15 protein-coding genes and 1 tRNA gene are annotated in these 27,000 nt (G+C 69.0%); 4 read left to right on the plus strand and 12 right to left on the minus strand.

Annotated elements, in window-relative coordinates:
• Positions 1 to 153 precede the first annotated feature (153 nt).
• The 6 genes from ACYVLQ_RS18285 to ACYVLQ_RS18310 form a co-directional block, all read right to left on the minus strand.
• Positions 154 to 957, minus strand: a complete 804-nt coding sequence (locus tag ACYVLQ_RS18285) for an ABC transporter permease (RefSeq protein WP_460698697.1) — start codon at positions 955 to 957, stop codon at positions 154 to 156.
• Entirely contained in the window at positions 954 to 1,766 is an 813-nt protein-coding gene (locus ACYVLQ_RS18290) for an ABC transporter permease (protein ID WP_460698698.1), read from the minus strand. The genes ACYVLQ_RS18285 and ACYVLQ_RS18290 overlap by 4 nt, the downstream gene beginning before the upstream one ends.
• Entirely contained in the window at positions 1,763 to 2,728 is a 966-nt protein-coding gene (locus tag ACYVLQ_RS18295) for an ATP-binding cassette domain-containing protein (RefSeq protein WP_460698699.1), read from the minus strand. Before ACYVLQ_RS18295 ends, ACYVLQ_RS18290 begins: the two co-directional genes overlap by 4 nt.
• Complete coding sequence (locus ACYVLQ_RS18300; protein WP_460698700.1) at positions 2,725 to 16,329, minus strand: amino acid adenylation domain-containing protein; 13,605 nt, start codon at positions 16,327 to 16,329, stop codon at positions 2,725 to 2,727. Before ACYVLQ_RS18300 ends, ACYVLQ_RS18295 begins: the two co-directional genes overlap by 4 nt.
• A gap of 46 nt (positions 16,330 to 16,375) precedes the next feature.
• Positions 16,376 to 16,771, minus strand: coding sequence for an AMP-binding protein (locus ACYVLQ_RS18305; RefSeq protein WP_460698701.1), 396 nt, complete (start codon positions 16,769 to 16,771; stop codon positions 16,376 to 16,378).
• Positions 16,772 to 16,911: 140 nt separating this feature from the next.
• Complete coding sequence (locus tag ACYVLQ_RS18310) at positions 16,912 to 17,964, minus strand: LacI family DNA-binding transcriptional regulator (RefSeq protein WP_460698702.1); 1,053 nt, start codon at positions 17,962 to 17,964, stop codon at positions 16,912 to 16,914.
• 133 nt (positions 17,965 to 18,097) lie between these two features.
• Between ACYVLQ_RS18310 and ACYVLQ_RS18315 the strand changes: the two genes are divergently transcribed.
• From ACYVLQ_RS18315 to ACYVLQ_RS18325, 3 genes are read left to right on the plus strand one after another with little or no spacing between them, the layout of a single operon-like run.
• Entirely contained in the window at positions 18,098 to 19,117 is a 1,020-nt protein-coding gene (locus tag ACYVLQ_RS18315; RefSeq protein WP_460698703.1) for a substrate-binding domain-containing protein, read from the plus strand.
• Positions 19,118 to 19,123: 6 nt separating this feature from the next.
• A complete protein-coding gene (locus ACYVLQ_RS18320) occupies positions 19,124 to 20,119 on the plus strand; it encodes an ABC transporter permease (protein ID WP_460698704.1) in 996 nt (331 codons plus the stop codon).
• Positions 20,116 to 20,901 carry an ATP-binding cassette domain-containing protein gene (locus ACYVLQ_RS18325; protein WP_460698705.1) on the plus strand — a complete coding sequence of 262 codons (786 nt, stop codon included), beginning with the start codon at positions 20,116 to 20,118 and terminating at the stop codon, positions 20,899 to 20,901. The genes ACYVLQ_RS18320 and ACYVLQ_RS18325 overlap by 4 nt, the downstream gene beginning before the upstream one ends.
• Positions 20,902 to 20,930: 29 nt before the next feature.
• Here the strand turns inward: ACYVLQ_RS18325 and ACYVLQ_RS18330 are convergent.
• Positions 20,931 to 21,003, minus strand: a tRNA-Gly gene (locus tag ACYVLQ_RS18330).
• Between the two features lie 265 nt (positions 21,004 to 21,268).
• On the opposite strand from ACYVLQ_RS18330, the gene ctaD reads away from it, so the two are divergent.
• Positions 21,269 to 23,008 carry an aa3-type cytochrome oxidase subunit I gene (ctaD, locus tag ACYVLQ_RS18335; protein ID WP_460698706.1) on the plus strand — a complete coding sequence of 580 codons (1,740 nt, stop codon included), beginning with the start codon at positions 21,269 to 21,271 and terminating at the stop codon, positions 23,006 to 23,008.
• Positions 23,009 to 23,087: 79 nt separating this feature from the next.
• On the opposite strand, the gene ACYVLQ_RS18340 is transcribed toward ctaD, so the two are convergent.
• From ACYVLQ_RS18340 to ACYVLQ_RS18360, 5 genes are all read right to left on the minus strand, one after another.
• On the minus strand, positions 23,088 to 24,125 hold the full coding sequence (locus ACYVLQ_RS18340) for an LLM class flavin-dependent oxidoreductase (RefSeq protein ID WP_460698707.1): 1,038 nt from the start codon (positions 24,123 to 24,125) through the stop codon (positions 23,088 to 23,090).
• A gap of 256 nt (positions 24,126 to 24,381) precedes the next feature.
• Entirely contained in the window at positions 24,382 to 24,819 is a 438-nt protein-coding gene (locus ACYVLQ_RS18345) for a nuclear transport factor 2 family protein (RefSeq protein WP_460698708.1), read from the minus strand.
• Positions 24,820 to 24,909: 90 nt separating this feature from the next.
• Entirely contained in the window at positions 24,910 to 25,575 is a 666-nt protein-coding gene (locus ACYVLQ_RS18350) for a DUF998 domain-containing protein (RefSeq protein ID WP_460698709.1), read from the minus strand.
• 77 nt (positions 25,576 to 25,652) lie between these two features.
• Positions 25,653 to 26,459 (minus strand): ArsR/SmtB family transcription factor, encoded by an 807-nt coding sequence (locus tag ACYVLQ_RS18355; RefSeq protein ID WP_460698710.1) that lies wholly within the window; start codon positions 26,457 to 26,459, stop codon positions 25,653 to 25,655.
• An 89-nt stretch (positions 26,460 to 26,548) separates the two neighbouring features.
• Complete coding sequence (locus tag ACYVLQ_RS18360; protein WP_460698711.1) at positions 26,549 to 26,983, minus strand: VOC family protein; 435 nt, start codon at positions 26,981 to 26,983, stop codon at positions 26,549 to 26,551.
• Positions 26,984 to 27,000 lie beyond the last annotated feature (17 nt).

The raw sequence follows: 27,000 nt of genomic DNA on the forward strand, positions 1-27,000 counted from the left end.
ACTGGGCCGTCATCGAATTCGATCCCGGCAGGGTGAGGCCGGTGCGGCAGGTCGGGCCCTCGACGCTGACCGGGATCGGTGCGCCCGCCGGGGCGGGGGAGATCCTGTGCAAGAACGGCCGTACCACGGGATTCACCTGCGGGGTGGTCTGGGTCAACGCCTGCTGGCGCGGCGGTAGCCGAGCGCCGCGGGGACGGCGAACAGGGCGATGCCGCCGAGGGACCAGGCGAGGGTGAGGGTGAGCGGGTGGGCGAGGGGGCCGCCGAGCGACAGCGCCTTCATCGCGTCGACCGTGACCGACATCGGCTGATTGCGGACCACCGGCTGCAGCCACCGCGGATAGGCGGCCAGTGGGACGAATCCCGTGCTGAAGAACATCAGCAGCGAGGACAGAATCGTAATCCCTTCCACCAGTGTGGCTTTCGCCGTGAACACGGCGACGGCGGTGACGATGGTCGCGAAGGCCAGGCCGAACAGCACCGGCACCAGCACGAAGACGGCGGCCGCGAGCGGGCCCTGCTGGAACCGGAAGCCGAGGACGAATCCCACGGCGATGACGATGACGGTGCCCGCGAAGATGCGGCAGCCTTCCGCCAGCACGCGGGCCGCGAGCCCGGACCCGCGATGTACGGGCAGTACCCAGAATCGGGCGAGCAGACCGGCGTCCCGTTCGCGCCCGAGCATCACCCCTCCCGCCACCGCCCCCGACAGCGCGCCGACGATCGCCACCATCGGCACGGAGCCGTAAAGGGCGTCGGTTCCCGAGAAACGTTCGATCTGACCGCCGACCACCGTGTCCAGCATGAACAGCAGCAGGCACGGAATGATCAGGGTCTCGAGCAGGGTGACCGGGCTCCGCATCCAGCGCACCAGCAAGCGCTGCGTCTGAATCACGGTGTGCCGCAGTAAAATCGAGGGTCCGTTTTCGGACCGGTATGCGGCGAGCTGTGTGGTCATGCCTTCCTCCTGCTCAACCGGACGCTGAATGCGATCCCCGCCAGCGCGATCGCGCCCGCCCACGCCAGCGGCGGGCCCAGCAGCGACCAGCTCATCGCGCCGACATCGGCCCGGGTGTCCCCGGCCAGCGCGCGCAACGCGGTCGCGAATTGCGAGATCGGCTGATTGCGCACGAAAGGCTGTATCCAGTGCGGAAATTGGGTCGCCGGGGCGAGGCCGGTGGACAGCATGCCGAAGATCAGCGGCGGCAGCACCAGCGCCTGGGTGGTGGCCTCCGGACTCTTCGACGCGGTGCCGATGGCATCCGCGCCGAGCGTGAAGCCCAGGCCGATCAGCACCGCCAGCAGCAGGAATCCGAGGGTGTGCGCGGCGTCGAGATGGAAGCGGAAGCCGATGACGTGACCGCAGGCGAGGGCGGCGGCCAGCGCGACGAACAGCCGGAACACGTTGCCGGACATGCGCGCCGCAAGCGGCACCAGCGGGCCGATCGGCATCGTCCCGAACCGCCGGTCCAGCCCGGACACCGCGTCGGTCGCGGCCCGGAAGGCGGCGGAGATCGCGGTGAACGCCGCGGCCTGCAGGATCACGATCGGCATCATGAACTGCGCGTAGCTGGAGAATCCGGTGCCGGAGAACGACATCACGCGGTCGAGCGGGAGGTAGAAGCTCGCGGTGAACGCGGCCGGGGCCAGCACCGAGGCGAGGACCTCGCCCGTCTTCACCGAGGGCGTGATCAACCGGACCGTCAGCACCCACCACTGCTGCACGGTGATCGGGGTGGCGCGTATCGACGCCTGCCATGCGGTCATCGGGCGGCCCCGTCGGCGAGATGGCCGGTGAGCTTCAGGAATACGTCGTCGAGCGACGGCCTGCGCAGCGCGATGTCGACGAGTTCGATACCGGCGCTGTCTATTCGGCGCAGCGCCTCGGTCAGCGTCTGCGTGCCGTCGGGCGCCGGAACGGCGAGCCGGTCCGAATCACCGGTCAGCGCGGACAGATTGGCGTCGGGCAGCAGCGAACCCAGCGCCGCGGCGATGGCGGGCAGTTCCTTCGGGTTCAGCGGCACCACCTCGCAGTAGCTGCCGCCGGTGCGGGCCTTCAGTTCGTCGGCGGTGCCGTCGGCGATCACCACGCCGTGGTCGATCACGATGACGCGGTCGCACAGCGCATCCGCCTCCTCCAGATACTGCGTGGTCAGCAGCGTCGTGATCCCTTCCTTGCGAAATCCGGCGACCAGGTCCCAGACCCCTTGGCGGCTGCGGGGATCCAGTCCGGTGGTCGGCTCATCGAGGAAGACCACGTCCGGCCGCACCACCAGTCCACAGGCGATGTCGATGCGGCGGCGCATGCCCCCCGAATAGGTGCCGACGCGACGATCGGCGGCCGCGTCGAGATCGAACTCGGCGATCAGTTCGGTGGCCCGGGCGCGGGCGGCGCGCTTGCGCAGACCCATCAGGCGGCCGAACATCACGAGATTCTCGTAGCCGCTGAGCATGTCGTCGAGGGCGGCGAACTGGCCGGTCAGCATGATGGACCGGCGCACCGCGGCCGGATCGGCCACGACGTCGTATCCGGCGACGCGCGCACGCCCCCGGTCGGGCGCGATGAGCGTCGACAGAATGTTCACCGTCGTGGTCTTGCCCGCGCCGTTCGGGCCCAGTACGCCCAGCACCTCGCCCGGCCGCGCCTCGAAATCGACACCGCGCAGCGCGGATACGGCGCCGAAGGATTTCGCTATGCCCTCGACGAGGACTCCGCCGGATATGTTCACTGCCAGCCTTCCAGGTGGTTGTCGAGCGCGTGCGCGATGGTCGGCAGCACGTGCGGAGCGGTCAGCTCGTCGTGGGCTACATCGATGTCGTGGTTGGTGATGACGCCGGTGACGAAAGGGCGCCACCCGTCGGGGCCGAAGATGTCGGAGGTGTCGACGGTCGCGCTGAAATACAGGACGTCGCCGCGGAATACGGGACGGCGGTAGCCGGTGCGAGTGTCCGCCGACGCGTTGTAGGAACCCGCCATGCGCTCGAGGGTGGTGGCATCCACCATCGACACACCGCCCATACGCTCCTGGATCAGCTCCGCCGCAACCTGTGCGGTGGCCGTCGCGGGCACCTCGTCGATGCCGAAGACGGAGCCGAAGGTGTTGACGAAGGCTCCGGCGGTGAGCTTTTCGATGCTGGCGCCGTCGATGTCGGCGGTGTCCGCGTCCAGCAGGGCGACCATGCCCACCTCGGCCCCGGACCGTTCGAGCCGGGTGGCGACCGCATGGGCGATGAGCCCGCCGAACGACCAGCCGAGCAGGTGGTACGGGCCCTGTGGCTGGATGCGGCGGATCTCGCGCACATATCGGTCGGCGAAGGCGTCGATGGAGCCGGGCGACGGCTCGCCGCTCAGGTCCGGCGCCTGCAGGCCGTAGATCGGCCGTCCCGGGCGCAGGTGTTCGGCGAATCCCAGGTAGGTCCAGGCGATTCCGGAGGAGGGGTGGATGCAGAACAGCGCGGGGTCGTCGCCCTCGGGGCGGATCGGCAGCAGGACGTCCAGGCCGAGCCCGGCCGGTTCGCTGCTCGCTTGTTGTGCCGCGAGGTATTCCGCCTCCTCGGCCGCGGCGCGGCGTGCGTGCGATGTCGAAGCGAAAATCGCTGCCGCATTGAGCATTTCGGACCATATCGCGGCCAGGGCGGCGATATCGTCGTGTGTCAGCAGAGTCTCGGGATAGCGGAGACTTGCCCGCAGGCGGCCCCCGACGACGAGGGCGTTCACGTCGATCTCCGCGGCCACCGGGACCGAGGCGTGCTCATCGGCGTGCAGATCGCCGAACTCATCGGTGGGCAGCCAGCCCAGGCCCTCCAGTCCGGCGGGGATTTCCGACGCGGAGTACCGGCCGAGATAGTTGAAGGCGATCCGGCCGGGCAACCGCTTCGGAAGCCGTTCGGCGGCAGTCGGATTCAAGTAACGAAGCAGCCCGAATCCGATGCCTTTGTCGGGGATGGCCAATCGCTGATGCTTCGCGGCGCGGATCGCCGAGCCCATGGCGGGGCCTCCGGTGAGGGCGTCGTCGATGTCGATTCCCGCCATGTCCACGCGCATCGGGTAGATGCTGGTGAACCAGCCGACCGTGCGTGACAGGTCAGCACCGGGGATGATCTCCTGCTGGCGGCCGTGGCCCTCGAGGCGCAGTAGCACGGAGCTTTCGTCTGCCGTCGCGAGTGAACTGCCGCGGCGGTCTCGCCATCGCAACACGGCGAGGGACAGTGTGGCGAACAGACCATCCTCGACACTGCCGTCGAACAGTGCGGGAAGCGTCGTGAGCACGTCGGTCGTAACCCGTTCGGAAAGTTCGATTTCGACAGTGCGCAGGGTGTTCACGCGATCGACCGCGGGATCCAGCTCGCGGGGACCGACGAGTGGATCGCGGCCGTCGACGACCCTGCGCCAGTAGTCGGTTTCGGCCGCCCGTTCGTAGCGCTGTGCCTCTTCGGTGAGTGCGTGTGCCCAGCGGCGCATGGATGTCCCAGACTCGGACAGGACCGGGGGCGTGCCCGCGGAAACCTGTGCCCAGGCGGCCATGAAGTCGGGCACCATGATGCGCCACGAGACCCCGTCGACCACCAGGTGGTGCGCGATCACGATCAGCCGACCCGCGCGGTGCCGGGCACCGGCCGCGCCGACCGGGTCGAGCCACACGAACTGCAGCATCGTCCCGCTCGCCGGATCGAGGCGGTCCATGGCGGAATCGACGGCGGCGACGGCGAACTCGCGCAGGTCCACGGTGTCGGCATCGGCGGCGAACTCGATTCGGTGAACCAGCGAATGCACATCGACGGCGCCGGGACCGCTTGTGCGCAAGCGCCATTCACCGTCATCATCGCGAGACAGGATGGCCCGCAGCACGTCGTGATGATCGATCACCGCGGCCAGCGTGGCCACGAGTTGCCGCCGCTCGATTCCGACCGGCAGCTCCAGCACCGCGGTCTGGGCGAACCGGTCGAAGTCGCCGCCCCGCTCGACCATGTATCGGACGATCGGTGTCAGCGGCATCTCTCCGACTCCGCCGCCGGGCAGTTCCTCCAGCGCCACCACCGTATCGCCCGCGTCGGCGACCTCGGCCAGGGCGGCGATGCTGCGGTGCTCGAACACCTGCATCGGCGTGAGCGTGATGCCCTGCGCCCGGGCCCGCGACACCAGCTGGATGGCGAGAATGCTGTCCCCGCCCAGGGCGAAGAAGGAATCGAGCACCCCGACCCGCTCCCGGCCCAGAACCTCGGCGACCACGGCCGCCAGCCTCGACTCGGTGGGTGTGCGCGGCGCGACGTACTCGATGCCCACATCGTCGAAAACGGGCTCCGGCAACGCCTTCCGATCCAGCTTGCCGACCGCGTCGAGCGGGACGGCATCCAGCACCACGAAGGCGGAGGGCACCATGTACGCGGGAAGAATCTCGGCCGCATACGCGCGGAGAGCAGCCACATCGAACCCCGCCGCGGCAGAGCGCACCGCGCTGCCGTCGGGGTAGTCCGTGCCGGTTCCTGCCGCCCGCTCCGCGAGCCCTTCGTCCGCGACGGGACGCCTCGGCGCTCCGAGGCCCTCGGCGGGCACCGTTGCCGGGCGGAGTGCCGCAGCTCCGGCGGACTCGGAAGCCGGTGCGCTATCGGACAAGCCTGTCGTCGGTGCGGGAGCGGAGGTACTCGCCGTACGGCCCGTGCCGTCGGTGTGGTGAGGCGCCTCCTCGGACACGGTGGGGCCGAGTGCGTGCGCCGCGGGTTCCGCTGGATGGCCGATCGAGTTCGCCCGGCTCGGTTCGGCCGCGAGCTTCCGGGACGCCGCGGGGACCACGTAGGCGGCGAGGGTGGTCGAACCGGTAGGCGTCCGGACGCCCAGGGTGACGGCGAAGTCGACTCCGGGCGCGCGACCGAGGACGGCGTCGATCTCGCCGAGTTCGATGCGCTGGCCGCGGACCTTGACCTGGAAGTCGGTGCGGCCCAGGTATTCCAGTTCGGGGGCGTCGAGCGATCCGGTCCAGCGGACCAGGTCGCCGGTGCGGTACATGCGGTCCCCGGGTGTGCCGAACGGATCGGCCACGAAGCGAGCCGCGGTGAGGTCCGGGCGGGACTGGTAGCCGCGCGCCAGGGCGGGACCGGACAGGTACAGTTCGCCCGCTACTCCGAAGGGGACGGGGCGCAGCCGGTCGTCGAGCGCCAGGGCGGCGGCGCCGCGGACAGGTGCGCCGATGGTGACCGGGGCGTCCGGCCGCAGTGGTCGGGAAGTGGTTGCCCAGATGGTGAATTCGGTGGGGCCGTACAGGTTGACCATGGTGCGGCCGGAAGCCCAGCGCTGCACCAGCTCGGGGCCGATCGCCTCACCGGCCACCGCGAGCACCCGCACGCTGGCCACCGCGTCGGGGTCCATGGTGGCCAGCGCGGACGGTGTGATCACCAGATGCGAGACCCGCTCGGCCGCGATGAGTTCCGCCAGCGCGGGGCCACCGAAGACGTCGGGCGGCGCGACCACCGCGACCCCGCCGGACCCGAATGCCATGAGTGCCTCGAACACCGACGCGTCGAAACTCGGCGAGGCGACCTGCAGCACCCGCGCGGTCGCGTCCAGCCCGAGGGACTCGCGCTGTGCCGCAATCAGATCGGCGATCCCTCGGTGGGTGACGCTGACGCCCTTGGGAGTTCCGGTCGAGCCGGATGTGTAGATCATCCACGCGGGGTGGTCGGCTCGGACCTCGGGCAGCGATGCATCCTCCGGGGCGTCCTGCCAGGTCCGGAGCACCTGCGGATCGTCCAGAACCAGCCAGTGGGCGCCCGCGGGCAACCGGGTGCGATGACTGGCGACGGTTATCCCCAGCACCGCGCCGGAATCGAAGAGCAGGTGCTCGATCCGGTCGAGGGGGTGTGCCGGGTCGACGGGGAGGAAGGCCGCTCCCGTCCGTGCGGCGGCCCAGAGACCGATGAGCAGTTCAGCGCCGCGCGTCAAAGCAAGGGCCACAACGGTTTCCGGCCCGGCGCCCGCATCGCGTAGCACCGCCGTCAGTCGCCCGGAGCGCTGCTCGAGTTCCCGGTAGGTGAGCGTGGCGCCATCGGCGATCAGTGCCGGGCGGTCGGGATATCGGGCGGCGGTCGCCGCGAGCTGATTTGCCAGGGTCGTCTCGTGCGTACCGGGTGCACCCGAGACCGGAACCAGCGCGGCGTATTCGGGGTCATCGAGTATGCCGATCTCGGCGACGGTCCGGTCCGGATTCGCGACGATCTGGGCCAGCACTCGCCGCCAGCGACGCGCGAAGGCTTCCGCCGTCTCGTCATCGAAGAGGTCGGTGGCGAAGGTGAGTACAGCGTCCACGCCCGCCGGGGCGGATTCCGAGAAGCGTTCCCGCAGATCGAGACTAAGATCGAACTGCGATGCGTCGCGGTCGAACGGCTCGGCCTCGACGCGCAATCCGGGCAGCTCCAGCACCGGTTCCACGAAGTTCTGCAGCGACAGCGAGACCTGGAAGATCGGATGGTGCGCGGTCGACCGGGCGGGATCGAGCACCTGCACCAGTCGTTCGAATGGGATGTCGGCGTGGCCGAAGGCGTCCAGGTCGGTGGTGCGGACCTGCGAAAGAAATTGCCGGAAGACGGCATTCGGATCGACCGCGGTCCGCAAGGCGAGGGTGTTGACGAACATGCCGACGAGCCCGTCCAGGGCCTGTTCGCCGCGCCCGGCCACCGCCGTGCCGACCACGACGTCGTCGGTGCCGCCGAGCCGGGCGAGCAGTACGGCCAGTGCGGCGTGGACCACCATGAAAAGGCTGGTACCGGTCTCGGCCGCGAGATCGACCAGCGCAAGGTGCAGTTCGGCGTCGAGTTCGAAACGCCGATCGGCGCTGCGCATGGACTGCACCGCCGGGCGCGGCCGATCCGAGGGCAGTTCCAGCACATCGGGCGCTCCGGCGAGCGTGTCGGTCCAGAACCGAATCTGCTTGGCCGCCAGCGACTCCGGATCGGACTCTACGCCGAGCAACTCGCGATGCCAGAGCGCGAAATCGGCATACTGCACGGGCAGCGACGGCAGCGGGCTCCCGTCGCCGTCCCGATGCGCTACATACGCCGCCATCAGATCGGCCGCCAGTGGCGCCATCGAGGCCCCGTCGGCGCTGATGTGGTGCACGACCAGCACCACGACATACACGGGCGGCTGTCCTCCGGCGCGCTCACCATTCGTCGTACTTCCAGCGTGTTCGTCCGCCCGGAAATAGGAAGAGGACGGGGCGTCGGCGGGATCGGGCTTTTCGATGAGATGGAACAGGCCTATTCGCAGCGGCGGTTGTTCGGCGAGGTCGAATCCGGTACCGGCGAGTTCGGTGATGCGGTTGCGTAGGGCGGTGCCGTCTTCCGTGTGGATGAGCCGGATGTCGGGCAGGGCTGCGGCGGCGTCGATCACGACCTGGCGTGGCCCGTCGGCGTCGGCCGGATAGACCGTGCGGAGGCTTTCGTGTCGTGCGAGAAGGTCGGCGAATGCGGTTCGCAGGGCGGCGATGTCCAGCTCGCCGGTGAGGCGCAGGGCCGCGGCGATGTTGTAGGCGGCGGAGCCCGGGTCCATCCGGTTGAGCACCCACATGCGTTGCTGCGCGGGCGACAACGGCACCCGGTCGGGCCGGAGCCGGGGCGCGAGTGCCCGGCGGCCCGCACCGTCGGTGGCGGCGGGAATCCGGGCGGCCAGTCGCGCCACGGTGGGCGCATCGAACAGATCACGCAGTGCGACGGTCGAACCCAATGCCGAATTGACCCGTGCCACAACGCGGGTCGCGTTCAGCGAGTTCCCGCCCAGCTCGAAGAACGAGCGGTCGGCGCTGACCCGCTCGGTGCCCAGAACCTCGGCGAAGGCCTGGGCGACCGCCTGTTCCACGGCCGTGCGCGGCGCCAGGTAGCGCTGTTGCAGATCGGCGAAATCGGGTGCGGGCAGCGCGGCGCGGTCCAGCTTGCCCACCGGGGTGAGCGGAACCTCGTCCAGCACTATGAGATAGCTCGGCACCATGTAGCCGGGCAGCGCGCCCGCAATGCGGCCCCGCAGGCGCTCGGTATCGATGGTGTGCCCCGGGACGGGGACGATATAGGACACGAGCACCGTCGCACCGGTCGGACCCGGGCAGCCGATCGTCGCCGCGTAGTCGACCTCGCGGTCCCCGGCCAGCACCGCATCGATCTCGCCGAGCTCGATGCGTAGACCGCGGATCTTCACCTGGAAGTCGGTGCGGCCCAGATACTCCAGTTCCACACCGGCGCCGGGCGTCTCGACCCAGCGCACCATATCGCCCGTGCGATACATGCGGGCGCCCGGAGCGCCGTACGGGTCTGCCACGAACCGCGTGGAGGTGAGGGCGAAGCGGTTGAAGTAGCCGCGCGCCAGCGCGGGACCGGCCAGATACAGCTCGCCGGTGACACCCACCGGCACCGGCCGCAGCCAGGCGTCGAGGACCATCGCCGCCGCGCCGCGGATCGGCCCGCCGATCGTGATCGGCGCACCGGCGCGCAGCTCACCCGGTCCGGTAGCCCAGATGCTGAACTCCGTGGGGCCGTACAGGTTCACCATGCGCCGCCCTGTCGACCATTCGGCGACCAGCTCCGGCCCGGCCGGCTCGCCCGCGACCGACAGCATGCGAAGGTCGTCGAGTTCGCGCGGATCCATCGTCGCCAGCACCGACGGCGTGATCACGGCGTGCGTGATCCGCTGCTCGCGCAGCAGCTTCTCCAGCTCGGCGCCGCCGTACACCTCGGGTGGCGACAGCACCAGCCGACCGCCCATGCCGTGCGCCTTCAGCAGCTCGTGCACGGAGGCGTCGAAACTCGGTGAGGCGACCTGCAATACGGAGGCCGTGTGGTTCAGCTCCAGCGACTCCCGCTGGGCGGCAACCAGATTGGCGAGCCCGCGATGGCTGAGCAGCACCGCCTTCGGCTTGCCGGTGGAGCCCGACGTGTAGATCAGGTACGCGGTCTGGTCGAGGACGATCGGCCCGCCGCGCTCGGCGTCGGTGACGGGCGCGTCGGACACGGTCATCACGCGGCGGATGGTGTTCAGGTCGTCCAGCAGCAGCCAGTCGATGGAGCCGGGCAGTGTTTCGCCGGTGGCGCACACCGTGATTCCGATCGGCGCCCGAGAATCGGTGAGAATGTGCTCGATCCGCTCCACCGGATGATTCGGATCCAGCGGCAGGAAGGCGGCGCCGGTCTTGGCAACCGCCCACATCGCCACCACCGACTCCACCGAACGGGTCAGCGCCAGCACCACGAACACCTCGCGGCCCACGCCGCGCCGCAGCAGCACCCGGGCGAACCGGTTCGACCAGGCGTCCAGTTCGCCGTAGGTCATCGTCAGATCCCCGGCGCCGACCGCGACGGCGCCCGGATCGATCCGGGCACCGGCGGCGAGGATGTCCGGAAGTATGCGCGGCGCAACGGAATCGGCGCCACGCACCGGCAGCAGTGCCCGCAGTTCGTCCGCGTCGCAGTGCCGCAACCGGCCGACCCGCCGCCGCGGTTCCTCGGCGATCTGCTCGAGCAGCAGAACGAAGCGGTCGAGCAGCCCGCGTGCGGCACCGCCGTCGAGGTAGTCGGCCAGATATTTGACCGACAACCGCAGGCCGTCGGGGAGCGGAATCGCCATGAGGTTCAGCGGGTACGGCGTCGCATCGGTGCCGGTCACGTCGAGAATCCGCATACCGGCGATGTCGAGGGCCTGCGACAGCGCCTCTCGGTCGATCGGGTACGACTCGAAAACCGTCAGCGTGTCGAACAATTCGGGCAATCCGACGGCCCGATGGACGGCGGCCAGCCCGACATGCTGATGATCGAGCAGCCGAGCCTGCTCGGCTTGTACGCGGGCGAGCAGATCGGCGATCGACTCGGCCGGATTCAGCCGCACCCGGACCGGAACCGTGTTGATGAACAGGCCCACCATGTCCTCGACGCCGGGCAGCTGTGGCGGGCGGCCGGAGACCGTGCCGCCGAAAACCACGTCGCCGCGCCCGGTAAGCATGGCGAGCAGCAAGGCCCACGCCGCCTGCACCGCGGTGTTGACGGTGGCGCCCGCGTCCCGTGTGGTGGACTCCAGCCGCGTCACGACGTCCCGGGACAGATCAACGGTCACCGTGGCGGATTCGGCCGACGTGATGCCCGCCAGCGACGGCACCGCGCGGGTAGGCGAGTCGACGCCCGCCAGCGCCTCGGTCCACGCCGCGAGCGACGCCTCGTCGTCCTGTTCGGCGAGCCAGGCGAGGAACGCGCGATACGACGGCGGCGCGGGCAACTCGGCGGGCCGACCGGACACCAGGCCGAGGTATCCGGCGAGCAACTCGCGCACCAGCAACGGGGTCGACCAGCCGTCCAGCACCAGGTGGTGGTTCGTCATGAGCAGCGTGCACGCCTGTGCCCCGGTGTGGATGAGCGCGAAACGCAGCAGCGGAGGCCGCGTCGTGTCGAATCGGGTGCTCGCGTCGACGGTGATCGCCCGCTCGAGTTCCCGCTCCCGTTCGGCGAGCTCGGCGATACCCGTCAGATCGATATCACGCCAAGGGATCTCGGTCGAACCCACGACGATCTGCCGCGGGCCGTCGGCGGTCTCGACGAAGGCCACCCGAAGGTTCTCGTGCCTGTCGACCAGCGCCTGCGCGGCCGCACGAAGACGATCCGCGTCGATGCGACCGGCGAGACTGAGCCGGGTCTGGACGGTGTAGTCGTCGGCGGTATCGGTGTCGTAGCGGGCATGGAACAGCATGCCGGACTGCAAAGGCGACAGCGGCCACACGTCCGTGAGGCCGGGATAGGCACGCTCCCAGGAGTCGATCTGCGGTTGCGATACGGCGACGAGTCCGAAATCGGAGGGCGTGTGCCCACCGGAATCGGCGTTCTCCGCGTACGCGGCGAGCGCTTTCAACGCCGCGACCCACAGGTCGGCCAGTTCGCCGATCCGATCCTCGCCGAGCAGGAGGGAGGCGTACGCCCACGTAACCTCGAGCCCGTCGGCACCCATGATCGCGTTGATGTCGACGACCGCGGCCAGCGGCGCCCGATCGTCGCGGGTGGCCTCGAAACGCTGTGGCAGCCAACTTGTCTGGGTCGCCGCCGAGTCGGCGGTGGTGGCACGGCCGAGGTAGTTGAAGCTGATCTGCGGCTCCCGCTGCCTCGAAAGCTCCGCTGCCGTAGCGGGATTCAGATGGCGCAGCATCCCGTAGCCGACGCCCTTGTCCGGCACCGTGCGCAACTGCTCCTTCACGGACTTGATCGCCGCCCCGGCGGCCGCGCCACCGGCGAAGGCGTCGTCGAGGTCGATCCCACTCAGGTCCAGGGCTACCGGATGGACAGTGGTGAACCACCCCACCGTGCGTGAGACGTCGGCGCCGGGCAGCACTGCCTCCTCGCGACCGTGCCCCTCCAGCGTGAGCAGTGTGGTGCGGTGTTCGCGCCACCGGGCCACGGCCAGGGCGAGCGCGGTGAGCATGGCATCGTCGGCGCCGCAATGAAAGCGGTCCGGAATCGTTTCCAGCGCCGCGGTCGCGAGATCGGCGTCGACGGTGGTCCGCAGCCGGGCCTCGGTGGCCACGATATCGACGGCCGGGTCGAACGCGCGCGCTCCGAGCGGCGGATCGTCGGTGGCGAGCAGGTCGCGCCACAGCGGCAGCTCGTCGACGCGCCGCAGGGCTTGCTCGCGCTGACCGTCTGCCCAGCGCCGGTAGGAGGTGCCCACCGGTTCCAGCGCGCCGCCGGAGTAGGCGGTGGCGAGGTCGGGCAGCAGAATGCGCCATGAGATCCCGTCGACGACGAGGTGATGCAGCACCAACCAGAGCATCGGATCGGTGCCGGGGGATTCGAGCAGGGCGACGCGGAAGACCGCACCCGACTCAGGGTCGAGAGAGTCCGCGGCCCTGCACAGTTCGCTGTCGATTGCCGAATCCACGCTGTCGCTGTCGACCGGCACGCTGCTCACGACGTCGGCCGCACGCACCGAACCACGCTCGCCCACAGCCCATTCCCAGCCGTCGCCGGTGCGCCGCAGCGAGCTGCGGAGCATGTCGTGATGGTCTATGAGCGCCTGTACCGCCGCAGTGAGCCGTGACCGGTCGATATCTCCGGGCAGCCCGATCAGCACGGCCTGCGCGAAACGTCCCCAGGCGTCGCCGGTTTCGAGCATGGCGTGGACGATCGGCGTGAGTTCGACGGCGCCCACCCCGCCGCCGGGCAGTTCGGGTACGGCCGTGGCGGCCGCGTCGGAGGCGACGGCCGCCAGCCCGGCCACCGTCCGGCGCTCGAACACATCCCGTGCGCTGAAGCTCAGCCCCGCCGCCCGGGCTCGCGACACCAGCCGGATGGCGACGATGCTGTCGCCGCCGAGCGTGAAGAAGCTGTCGTCGGCGCCCACCGCGTCCAGGCCCAGGACCTCAGCGAACAGCGCCGCCAGGGCCCGCTCGCGCGGTGTCGAGGGCGCGCGCCCGGTGCTCGCGCGGGCCCGGAAGTCCGGCGGCGGCAGCGCGCGGCGATCCAGCTTGCCGACGGGCGTCAGCGGGACGCGGTCCAGCACCATGACCAGCGCGGGCACCATATACGCCGGAAGGGTCTGCGCGGCAGCGTTCTTCAGCTGCTCGGGATCCGGGTCCGCCCCGGGCTTGCCGACTACGTAGGACACGAGAGCGGTAGCGCCCGAACCGGTTTCGGCGCCGATCGTGACCGCGAAGTCGAGCTCCGGCAGCCCTTGCAGCACCGCGTCGATCTCGCCGAGTTCGATGCGGTACCCGCGCACCTTCACCTGCGCGTCACCGCGACCGGCGTACTCCAACTCCGGGCGCCCGTCGCGGCGACGCCAGCGCACCAGATCGCCGGTGCGGTACATGCGTTCGCCGGGCGTATACGGGTGTGCCACAAAGCTGGTCGCGGTCATGCCGGTGCGGCGGTGATAGCCGCGCGCCAGGCCCGCGCCGCCGAGATACAGCTCGCCGGTCACCCCGGGGGGAACCGGCCGCAGCCAGGGGTCGAGCACGAGGGCGGTCACACCGCGCGCGGGGCCGCCGATGGTGACCGGCGCACCGGGCGCCATCGGCCCGCTCACCGTGGCCGTCACCGTCGTCTCCGTCGGCCCGTACCCGTTCAGCAGGGTGCGGCCGGACCAGGTCGAGACCAGTTCGGGCGGGCATGCGTCACCGCCCACGACGACGGTCCGCAGTTCGGGCAGCGCCGCCGGGTCCAGCGAACCCACCACGGCCGGAGTGACATTCAGATGTGTGACGCGATGCGCGCGCAGCACGTCCGCCAGCTCCTGCCCGGCATAGGCCCGCGGCGGCACCACCGCGACCGTCGCGCCCGCCGCGAAGCCCACCAGCAGCTCCTCCACCGAGATGTCGAAGCTCGGCGACACCGCGTGCGCCACCACCGAATCCGCGCCGACACCGAACGCGGCGCCGGAGCCCGCTGCCAGATTCGCGAGGCCGCGATGCGAAACCGGTACGCCCTTGGGCAGACCGGTCGAGCCCGAGGTGTAGATGAGATAGGCGAGCTGGTCGGGGTGGACCGCCGCGTGCCGGTCGGCATCGGTGATCGGCGCCGAAACCTGCTCGGCCACCGCGGAATCGGTATCCGGATCGTCGAGTACCAGCCAGCGGATCCGGTCCGGAAGCGCCGCTCGCGCCGCCGCCACGGTCACCCCGATGACCGCGCCGCTGTCGGCGACCATGTACTCGATCCGATCGGCCGGGTAGGTGGGATCGATCGGGACGAAGGCCGCGCCGGTCTGCGCCACGGCCCACATCGCCAGCACCGACCGCAGCGACCGCGGAACGGAGATCGCCACCGCGCGTTCGGGTCCCGCACCGGCGGCGATGAGCAACCGCGCCAGCCGCGCGGCGTGCTCGTCGAGCTGTCGGTAGGACAGCACACCGTCCTCGGCCCGCACCGCGATCGCGTCGGCCCGCGGCCGCGCCGCGACCGTCAGGATGTCGGGCAGCGTGCACGGCGCCGCATCGGCCGAACCGCGCGCGGGAACCAGCTCGGCCCGCTCGGCCGCCGAGGTCACAGGGACCGACGCCAGCGCGGAATCCGCTCCGGCAGTGAGGAACCGCGACAGGAATGTGAGGAAGCGATCGTGCTGCGTGCCCAGTTCGCGCTCGTCGTAGAGCTTCGGGTTGGCCTGGAAGTCGATATGGGTGGACTCCCCGCCGACACCCGGGTACACGTTGACGAACAGATCGTCGATCAGGCCGGAGGTCAGCACGTGCAGCCGCCCGGTGACCTCGCCGAGCCGAATCCGGCTGTCCACCATCATCAGATTGACCGTCGGCCCGAACGAGGTGACCTCGTCCATCGCCCAGCCGAGATCCCTGATGATGTCCTCCTGCCGGTACCGTTGGCGGCGCAGCGCCCCGGTGAGTTCGGCCTGAGTGGCACGGATCAGATCGCCCACCGTCTGCGTGGGATCCAGGCGCAGCCGCAGCGGCACCACGTTGGCGACCATGCCGCCCGAGCGCCGCAGCGTCGCCGTGGTGCGGCCCGAGACCGGCAGGCCGAGTACGACTTCCGGCGCACCGGTCATGGCGCCGAGGTACGCGCCGAAGGCGGCGACGATGATCGGCGCCGCGCTCGACTGCTGCCGCTCGGCGACGACCTCGAGCAATTGCGCTGTCGCGGTGGGCAATTCGCCGCTGACCAGATTCGGCTGTGCGTCGACGCCCGCCTCGCGCCCGGCCAGGGTGACCGGCTGCGCCATTCCGTTCAGGTGCTCGCGCCAGTACTCCCGGTCGGTCCGCAGGCGATCCGAATCCCGGTAGGACAGATCGTCTTCCACGATCCGGCGCAGATGCTCCGCCCGCCCCGCGGGGACTTCGCGGCCCCGCACCGAGTGGTCGTAGATCTCGGCCGTGCGCTGCATCATGGTCAGCGCGCCGACGCCGTCCAGCACGATGTGGTGCAACCGGGAGTACCAGAACCAGCGGTCCGCCCCGATCCGCAGCATGGCGACCTGGACGAGCCGATCGGTCAGCAGGTTCAACGGCGCGGAATACTCCGCGCGCATCCAGGCTCGCGCCGCCGCCTCGGGGTCGGGTTCCCCGCGCAGATCGATGGTCTCGATGTGATCGTCGAGTTCGGTATCGACCAACTGGTATGGCTGACCGTCCATCTCGATCAGCCGCAGATATCCGGTGCCGAACTCGCGCCCGGCCTGTCGGGCCGCCGCGGCGAGCGCGTCGACATCGACCGCACCCGAGAATTCGACGAACTGGGCGATGGAGATCGGCGTGTCACCGGCGAAGTGCTGGGCGAACCAGATGCCGCGCTGAGCGGCCGACAGGGCGAAGGCTCCGGTGGGCGGGCGCGAGACGGTGGGCGCCGGTTCCGAGCGCTGAGGCATGGGCATTCCTGGGGATTTCAGTGTCCGGCGGCGTGTCGTATCGGTGTCAGGCGGCCTGTTTCGCCGACGGGCATGCGGCGTTCGCGAGCGGTGCGTCCGAACCGGTGAGGTATCCCACCAGCGTCGTGCGGTCGTCGAGCACCAGCCAGCCGATCGAGTCGTTCAGGCCGTCGCGCTCCGCCCTGATCGTGACCCCCAGATCGGCTTGGATATAGAGCATTTCGTCCTCGACGGGGACCGCGCCCACCTTGGCGATCGCCGCGCGGGTGACGGCGGCCTCCATCGGAGCGGTGACGGCGATCGCGACGCGGCTGCCGGTCCCGGCGCCGTGCTGCATCAGCATCCGCGCCAGCCGGTTCGACCAGCGGTCCAACTCCGCCCAGGTCAGTTCGCAGTCGTCGGTCGTGACGGCGACGGTCGCCGGTGCGCTGTGGTTCCGCATGGTGCCAACCCCTTGGGTCTCGCTGTGTTCGGGACACATTCACTGTCGCCGCTGCGGACCCCCGCCGACAGCGCCCCCAGTGCTGCGGACGCCCACCCCAGGGTGTGGACAATCTCCACCCTTGGTGGCGGGTGAGATCGTTACGGGCTCAGCGGTCGGCAGGCGATTTCGCCGGAGCCGCGCACCAGCAGGCGCGTGGGGATCACCTCGTGCCGTAGCCGGGAGTCGTCGCCGTCGAGGCGGCTGAACAAGATTTCCGCCGCCGTGCGGCCGATGGCGGCCGGGTCCTGGGCGACGGCGGTGAGGGCGGGGTGCAGCAACTCCGCGAGGGGAAGATCATCGAACCCGATGAGCGCGATCTCGTTGTGCAGGCCGCGTTTCTGAATGGCGCGCAACGCGCCGAGGGTGATCATGTTCTGGGCGCTGAACAGCGCGGTGGGGCGCCCGGGACCCGACAGCAGCGCATCGGCGGCGGCCGCGGCGGCCGCGGGGGAGTGCAGGTCGGTGCGGACCAGCGCGGGATCGAGGGTGACGCCGGTGCGCGCCAGGCCCTCGACGTAACCCGCGTAGCGTTCGGCCGCCGTCCAGATCGTCTGCAGATCACCGAGATAGGCGATGCGCCGATGGCCGTGGGCGGCGAGGTGCTCGACGGCGCGGCGGGCACCGTCGCGATTGTCGGCGGTGACGCTGTCGATTTCGGCGGCGGCCGGGCCGCGGTCGACGAACACGATGGGTGTCCCGCGCTGCCGCTCGCGCAGCAGCAGGCCGTGGTCGGTGCCGACCGGCATCACGATCAGCCCGTCGACCCGGCGCGACAGCAGCGCGTCGAGCACCTCGCGCTGCCGGACCGGGTCCTCGTCGGTGCTCACCGCGAACACGAGAGTGCCACGGCCGTGGGCGAAATCCTCGACCGCGCGATGCAGGGCCGAGGCGTACGGGTTGGCGACATCCATCAGCAGCAGCCCGATCGCGGCCGTTTTCTGCCCGTGCCCGCGCAGTGTGCTGGCGGCCAGATTGTGCCGGTAGTCGAGCATGGCCGCGGCGTCGGCGACCCGGGCGGTCAATTCCGGCGAAACCCCACCCTCGCCACGCACCACCCGCGACACTGTCTTGATGCTCACCCCGGCGAGCGCGGCGACCTCGCGCATGGTGGCGACGCGGCGTGGCGCGCCCGGATCTGACAACGCTGACATCGCAACCATTTTCGCCTCACGCCCCACAAACGCCTTCTCGCGGAACATCTTAGAATGATTCTCTGGACGTGAGCTGGATCACGCTCTATCGTCATGACAACGTTGTCATACGTAGTACCGCAGGAGCACATCGATGACCTCACGTGCCGTCCGTATCGCCTTCGCCGCGCTGTCCGCCGCATCCCTCGCCTGCGCCGCCACCGCGTGCGGCAACGGTTCCGGCGACGGGAAGATCACGGTCGGGCTGATCACCAAGACCGACACCAACCCGTTCTTCGTCAAGATGAAGGAGGGCGCACAGCAGGAGGCCGATGCGGCCGGGGTCAAGTTGCTCACGGCCGCAGGCAAATTCGACGGTGACAATGCCAGCCAGGTGACCGCGATCGAGAACATGGTCGCCGCCGGGGCGAAGGGCATTCTCATCGCCGCCAGCGATACGAAGGCGATCGTCCCGGCCATCGAGAAGGCCCGCGCGAAGGATGTCCAGGTGATCGCGCTGGATACCCCGACCGATCCGCAGAGCGCGGTCGATGCCCTGTTCGCCACCAACAACTTCACCGCCGGGCAACTGATCGGCAAGTACGCCAAGGCGGTCCAGGGTGACCGGCCCGCCAAGATCGCGATGATCGATCTGAATCCGGGCGTCACCGTAGGTGTGTTGCGGCACAACGGGTTTCTGTCCGGTTTCGGCGCGGCGCAGGCCACCGAGGAGATGCGCCAGGACGTGAGCGCCCCGAACGTGGTGTGCGCCCAGCCGGCCCAGGGCGATCAGTCCAAGGCGCAGACGGCGATGGAGACCTGCCTGCAGAAGGATCCGGACATCAATGTCGTCTACACCATCAACGAGCCGTCCGCGCTGGGCGCCTACACCGCGCTGAAGACGGCGGGCAAGGAGAACAACGCGCTGATCGTGTCCGTCGACGGCGGCTGCGGCGGGGTGCAGGCGGTCAAGGACGGCAAGATCGCGGCCACCTCCCAGCAGTACCCGCTGAAGATGGCCAGCGAGGGCGTGAAGGCGGTGGTCGACCACGCCAAGAACGGCAGGAAGTCCGAGGGGTATACGGACACGGGCGTCAACCTGGTGACCGCGAAACCGCAAGCGGGAGTGGACTCCAAGGACGTGCAGTACGGGCTGGACAACTGCTGGGGGTGAGATCGCATGACGACCACGGCCTCGAAAACGCCTTCTGCACAGTCGATATCGGCACTCACGCGGCTCATATCCCTGCCCAGCTTCGGGCCGATCGCGGCGATCGTCATCGCGGTCGTGTTCTTCGCCTCGCAGTCCGACCGCTTCCTCACCGGCGGGAACTTCTCGCTGATCGTGCAGCAGGTGATGGTGGTCGGCACGCTGGCGATCGGCCAGACGCTGATCATCCTCACCGCCGGAATCGATCTGTCCAACGGCGCGGTGATGGCGCTGGGCAATATCGTGATCACGAAGCTGGCCGTGGATTCCGGCATGCCGCCCCTGCTGGCGATCGCGCTCGGACTGGCCCTGACGGCCGGATTCGGCTTGCTGAACGGCTCTTTGGTGAGTTTCCTGCGGCTGCCGCCGTTCATCGTCACCCTCGGGATGTACGGTATCGCGTTCGCGCTCACCCACATCTACTCGCAGGAGCAGACGATCTCCGGGCTGCCGGACGCCCTGACCTATCTGGGTAAGACCTTCCCCGTGGGCGATACCGACATCACCTACGGGTCGGTGGCGATGCTGATCCTGTTCGCGGTCGCCTGGTACGTGCTGCGCCAGACCGCGTCGGGGCGGCACGTCTACGCCGTCGGCAACAATCCGGAGGCCGCGCGGCTGACCGGAATCGACACTCGCCGTGTGCTTCTCGGCGTCTACACGGCGGCGGGCCTCATCTACGGGCTGGCGGCGCTGCTGCTGGTGGCGCGCACCGGCGTCGGCGACCCGAATACCGGGCAGACCGATAATCTCGACTCGATCACCGCGGTGGTGCTGGGCGGCACCAGCCTGTTCGGTGGGCGCGGCAGCGTGATCGGCACGCTGCTGGGCGCCATGATCGTCGGCATCATCCGAAACGGCTTGCAGCTCATGGGTGTCGCGTCGATCTATCAGACCCTGATCACCGGCGTGCTGGTGATCGCGGCGGTGGCCATCGACCAGTTCAATCGCGGGAGGCAGCGATGACCGAGCCGGTGCTGCGGGCCACGGGCCTGGTGAAGCGGTACGGCCACGTCACCGCGCTGGACGGCGCCGATTTCGACCTGTACCCCAACGAGATCCTGGCGGTGATCGGCGATAACGGCGCGGGGAAGTCCACGCTGATCAAGGCGCTGTCGGGCGCGCTGGTCCCGGACGAGGGCGAGATCTACCTCGACGGCACGCGGGTGCGCTTCCGCCGCCCGATCGACGCGCGCCGCGCGGGCATCGAGACCGTGTATCAGGACCTGGCCGTCGCCCCGGCCCTCGATATCGCCGACAACCTGTTCCTGGGCCGGGAGGTGCGCCGCCGCGGCGTGCTCGGCTCGGTGTTCCGGATGGTCGACAAGGACCGGATGCTGCGAGAATCCCAGCAGCACATGGCGAATCTGAAGATCGGCATCCGGTCGATGAAGCAGACCGTCGAAACGCTGTCGGGCGGCCAGCGCCAAGGCGTGGCCGTGGCGCGCAGTGCGGCCTTCGCCCGGCACGTGGTGATCATGGACGAGCCGACCGCGGCCCTGGGCGTCAAGGAGACCGGCATGGTGCTGGACCTCATCCGCGGGGTCCGCGATCGCGGCCTCGCGGTAATCGTCATCAGCCACAACATGCCCAACGTCTTCGATATCGCCGACCGCGTCCACATCCAGCGCCTCGGCCGCCGGGTAGCGGTGATCCGCCCGCACGAGTTCACGATGTCCGACGCCGTAGCGATCATGACCGGCGCGATGGCCGGGGAAGAGGTGGACGACCACCGCGTCGGCGACTGATCCGCAGGTGGGGGAGGGCCCGGTCGGAGAGCGGATGACGGGATTCGAACCCGCGACCCTCACCTTGGCAAGGTGATGCGCTACCAGCTGCGCTACATCCGCATGTCGCACTCGGCGACGAAGGAAGAATAGTCGATCGCCGTCAGTCACCGCGAATCGACTGGTCAGCGGCGGTACGTGAGCGTGGGTTGCAGGGGTGGAGTGGCGCCATGGTCGCGGGATCGAGCTCGGTGGACTCGGAGTGTTCCCGACGCACGTGCCAGTAGCTGTAAGTATGCTGCTTGCGTTCGTCGTGCGCGTCATTCGTGGGTTTCATGTTCCGGTTCCGTCAGCACACGGTCGCTGCGGAACGACCTAGGAGGATGTGTTGACCGCTGTATCTCCGAAGCCGGAGCGCGAGCTCGTGGCCGTGCGGCCCTTTCCGCCGCGGGGTCGGTCGAAAGGGTCGTTTCTGTATCTGGCCCTGACGACCACCGACCCCAAGATGCTCGGCCAGATGTATCTGTTCACCGCCATGTCGTTCTTCCTCATCGGCGGCCTGATGGCGTTGTTGATGCGCGGCGAGCTGGCGCGGCCCGGCCTACAATTCCTGTCGACGGAGCAGTTCAACCAGCTGTTCACCATGCACGGCACGATCATGCTGCTGTTCTACGCCACCGCGATCGTGTTCGCGTTCGCGAATATCGTGCTGCCGCTGCAGATCGGCGCGCCCGACGTCGCCTTCCCGCGCCTGAACGCGTTCAGCTACTGGCTGTATCTGTTCGGCGCGACCATGGCCACGGCGGGCTTCATCACCCCGGGCGGTGCCGCCGATTTCGGCTGGACCGCGTACTCCCCGCTGAACGATATGGTGCACGCACCGGGCGTCGGCGCCGACCTGTGGATCATGGGCCTGGCCGTCTCCGGCCTTGGCACCATCCTCGGCGGCGTCAACATGATCACGACGGTGGTCTGCCTGCGCTGCCCGGGCATGACGCCGTTCCGGCTGCCGATCTTCACCTGGACCATCGTGGTGACCAGCGTGTTGATCCTGGTCGCCTTCCCGGTGCTGACCGCCGCGCTGATGGGACTGTTCTACGACCGGCACCTGGGCGGGCACGTCTATGACGCCGCCAATGGCGGCACCCTGCTCTATCAGCATCTGTTCTGGTATTTCGGTCATCCCGAGGTGTACATCATCGCGCTGCCGTTCTTCGGTATCGTGTCGGAGATCTTCCCGGTGTTCAGCCGCAAGCCGATCTTCGGCTATACCGCGCTGGTGTACGCGACCTTCGCGATCGCCGCCTTGTCGATCGCGGTGTGGGCGCATCACATGTACGCGACCGGTGCGGTGCTGCTGCCGTTCTTCTCGTTCATGACGTTCCTGATCGCGGTCCCCACGGGCGTGAAGTTCTTCAACTGGATCGGCACGATGTGGAAGGGGCAGTTGACGTTCGAGTCACCGATGTTGTTCTCGGTGGGCTTCATCGTCACGTTCCTGTTCGGTGGTCTGTCGGGTGTCATCCTGGCCAGCCCGCCGCTGGACTTCCACGTATCCGACTCCTATTTCGTCGTCGCGCACTTCCACTACGTGCTCTTCGGCACCATCGCCTTCGCGACCTACGCGGGAATCTACTTCTGGTTCCCCAAGATGACCGGCCGGATGCTCGACGAGCGTCTCGGAAAATGGCACTTCTGGACCACATTCATCGGTTTTCACACCACGTTCCTGGTGCAGCACTGGGTGGGTGCCGAAGGTATGCCGCGCCGCTACGCCGACTACCTGGAGACCGACGGGTTCACGCTGCTGAACACCATCTCCACGATCGGCGCCTTCATCCTGGGCGGTTCGGTGCTGCCGTTCGTGTGGAACGTCTTCAAGAGCTACCGGTACGGCGAGGTGGTGACGGTGGACGATCCGTGGGGGTATGGCAACTCGCTGGAGTGGGCGACCAGTTGCCCGCCGCCGCGGCACAACTTCTACGAGCTGCCGCGGATCCGGTCGGAGCGTCCGGCGTTCGAGCTGCACTACCCGCACATGGTCGAGCGGATGCGGAGCGAGGCGCACGTCGGATTCGGCGGCAACTCGCACGCTCGAATTACCGAGGAAACTGTCGTATCGAAGTAAGATTCCCGCTCGGACCGGTGCCGGGCTCCTGTTGGCCTGCGCTAGTTCGTGCCCTTGAGGCGACCGAAGGCTCTGTGCCCTACCGGGGCACAGAGTCTGTCGCTTCGGCGGGCCGGTCCGCCCTCCCGAGCCCGACCAACCGCGCCAGCCGCCGGTGCGACTCCATCCGGGCCGCGCGGTCGAAGGTGCTGGTGTGCACCAGGATCTCGTCCGCGCCGGTGCGATCGATCAGCCGCTCCAGCCCGTCGGCGACGGTGTCGTCGGTACCGGCCAGGTGCCCGCGCATCGAGTCGTCGAAGAGGCGCCGCTCCCGCTCGGTCATCGCCTCGGGATCGATGCTGTCGGGCGGCGCCAGCACCGGAAACTCGCCGCGGGTGCGCGAATACGCGGCCGACCACGCCTCGGGCATCAGCAGCCGCCGCGCCTGCTCGGCGGTATCGGCGACGACGACCGATCCGGAGACGATCACATAGGGCGCCGCACCCCACGCCGTGGGCCGGAAGTCGTTGCGGTACTGCTCGATGGAGCGCACCATCGCCTCCTCGCCGTGCGCGGCGGCGATCACCAGGGGCAGGCCGAAGCGCGCCGCCCGATCCGCGCCCGAGCCGATGGCCAGCAGATAGGCCGGGACCCGCAGCCCCTCGGCGGGCCAGGCATGCACGCCGTCGCGGCCTGTGGCGAAGTAGTCCAGCAGCTCGGTGAGCTGGGCGTCGAAATCCTCGGCATCGCCCTTGTCGTGGCCGAGGGCGCGGCGCACCCCGCCGGTGAATCCGACCGACCGGCCCAGCCCCATATCGATCCGCCCGGGATACAGCGACTCCAGCACCCCGAACTGCTCGGCGACGACCAGCGGCTGGTGGTTGGGCAGCATCACCCCGCCGGTCCCCACCCGGATCCGGTCGGTCGCGGCGGCGACGGCCGCGGCCAGCACGGTCGGCGCGGACCCGGCCACGCCCGGCACGCTGTGATGTTCCGACACCCAGAACCGGTGATAGCCCCACCGCTCGGCCAGCTGTCCGAATTCGACGGTGTCCCGCAGCGCCGCCGGGTGGCTCTGCCCCTGCCGGACACGGGAGCGGTCCAAGATCGAGAACCGGACCGAGTGCAACGACGTCATACCGGTGTCAACGCCTCCGGCCGCCGCTGATTCCGGACGGTCAGGCCGGGGCGAGCTCGTTGCGCACGCCGACGATCTCGCCGACCGTCCCGGCGGCGATCGCGGCGAGGGGGGCGATGTCGTGGTTCTTGGTCAATCTGACCCGGTCGCCGACCTTCATGACACCTCCGTCGGCGGGCCTGCCCGCAATGTCGGATTCCCTCTTCAGTGTCGCATCGAATGCCGTGCTCCCGGGCGGGTTTCCGCGCAGTCGGGCTCATCCCGCCGACGGAGCGACGAACATGTAACTCTTCTCCTCCTCGCGCCGGGCGATGCGCCAGGACCCATCGATGCGGGCGAAGGTATCGAGATACCAGAGGCCGCAGAGCATCAGGCGCTGCCCGCCGTCGCCGTCGGGGGTGAGCATCGGGTTGTGGCACATGGTGCGGCCCGCGGCGGTGTCGCCCTCGACCGTGATCGAGGAGTTGCTGATGAGGTGCTGGAAGGCGAGGAAATTCGGCATCACCTGGGCGAGGAACTGCTTGATCTCCTCCAGGCCGCCCTTCGGTCCGCCCATGGCGGTGTAGTCGATGAATGCGTCGGGGGTGAAGATCTCGTCGAGCTCGTCCCATCGCCCCGTGTCGACGGCGTGCGAGTAGCGGACCATGAGGTCCTCGATCTCCAGCCGGTCCGAAATCTCCTGTAGCGACAACACGACTGCCTCCTGACGACGGATGATCGCCCCCATGTCACCAGGATTCGCGGTGCGCCGGAGGGGGAACGGCGGAATCGGCGGGAGGCCGGTTCAGGGCATCTCGGTCAGCGTTTTCAGCGCGCAGGCCGAGGCGCAGGTCCATACCGCGGCGCCGCCCACGAGCATCACGCGGTAGTCGTGCAGGGGGAAGGCGGCGAACGCGAGTGTGAGGTAGAGGATCGGTGCGAGGGCGCAATAGGTCGCCCACCCCCGGCGTCCCGCACGGGCATACCGATAGGCGAATATCGCACACGCCGCGCTGACCGCGAGACCGGTGCCGACGGGTGCGACGTTGTGCAGCATGCTGTGCCAGCTGACCTCGGCGGGAGGGCCGTCCGGGGTGCCGAGCGGGAAGCCGTCGGCGGGATCGGTGGGAAGTACGCCCGCCCACACCAGGCACGCGCCGTACACGCCGACGAGCGCGCTCGCCCAGGTCGCGGAGCGCGTGCGGTCCAGCGCGCGGCGCAGGCCGACGGCTGAGGCCAGCACCAGCGCGCCGCAGACCACGAAGTTCCCGATTTGGATCCAGCCGTGCCCGCCGAGGCTCAGCATGCTCAATGGGTGTCGGGCGGCGTCGAAACCGTTGCGGGTCAACGCTTGTGCGACGATCAGGACGACGAACAACGGGCCCGCCGCGATACCGCAGGCGAGAAGTGTACGGGTGGTGCGTGATTCGGCGGGTGTGTTCAGGGGGCCGGTGGATGTGACAGTGGACATGATGGTGCTCCGAGGGTGGATTTGTCGGGAAGGGGTGCTCGCACCCGCCCGGCGGGTGCGAGGCGAACGTGAAATAGTCAGGCGTACAGGGCTTTTCCGGTCTCCAGCAGCGTCTTCAGATCGCTGAGCGTCTGATTCCAGCCGCCGCCCGCATTGGGCAGCTTGCCGCCGGTCTGGGCGGCGGTCTGCGGTGCGCCGGTTACGTCGTGAGTGACGGTGAGGACCGAGACGCCCGTGCCCTCGTCCTCGATCTCGTAGGTGAGCCGGGTGAAGTCCTCGTCGAGAAACAGTGCGCGCCAGGTCTGTACGAGCCGGCGCGGCGGATCGGCCTCGAGGACCTCGCCGTCGATCACCACGTCCGGGGCGCCGTGCTCCTTCATCGCGTCGCTGGCCAGTCCGCGGAACGTGCCGCCCGGACGCAGGTCGTACTCGACCGGTGCCTGGTAGCCGAACTTCACGGTCCACTCCGGCTGGGTGATGGCGTCCCAGATCGCCTGCGGGGCCGCCTTGATGTACACGCGGTAGACCTGGACGGTGCGGGTGGTGGTGTCGGGTGTCGATGCCATGGCTTGCTGCTCCAGTTCGAATTTGAGGTCGACGAGCGCGGCGGCCGCCCGCTCGGTGTATTTGCCGATCCATCGGTCGTGGATCAGACGGATCGGCACCGGATTGAGGAAGTGCAATTTCTCCCGGCCCGAGCGGCGCGTGACCACCAGCCCCGCGTCCTCCAGCACCCGCAGATGCTTCGCGACACCGAAACGGGTCATTTCCAGCTCGGACTCCAGTTCCCCCAGCGTGCGACCGTCGCGGGCGAACAGGAGATCGAGCAGGAACCGGCGACTCGGGTCGGCGAGTGCCTTGAACGCGAGGTCGTCGTCTGCCACGTCCCGACAATATGTGACCAAAAGGTCACATGTCAATGCGCGACAGAATCCGAGGTGGCCAGGGATGGCGGAAAGGAGTAGCGGGGGCGTCACTGCTGGAGTTGCTGGGCGAGCATGACGATGATGCCGCTGGGGCCGCGGACGTAGGTGAGTTTGTAGATGTCCTGATAGGTCGCGACGCCGCGCAGTGGGTAGCAGCCGTGCTTCGCGGCCGTCTCGAGGGCCGCGTCGATATCGTCGACCGAGAAGGCGACGCGGTGCATGCCGATCTCGTTGGGGCGGGTGGGCTCGGTCTCGATCGCCTGGGGGTGGATGTACTCGAAGAGTTCGAGGCGGCCGAGACCGTCCGGTGTCTGCAGCATGGCGATCTTGGCGTGGTTGCCGTCGAGGCCGACGGCGGTGTCGGTCCACTCACCGCTGACCGTGTCGCGGCCGAGCACCGTGAGACCGAGATCGGTGAAGAAGGCGATTGTTGCTTCGAGGTCGCGAACGGCGATGGCGACGTTCTCGAGTTTGATGGCCATGCGGCGCATGGTAGCCG

It is taken from the genome of Nocardia thraciensis, from assembly GCF_054782435.1.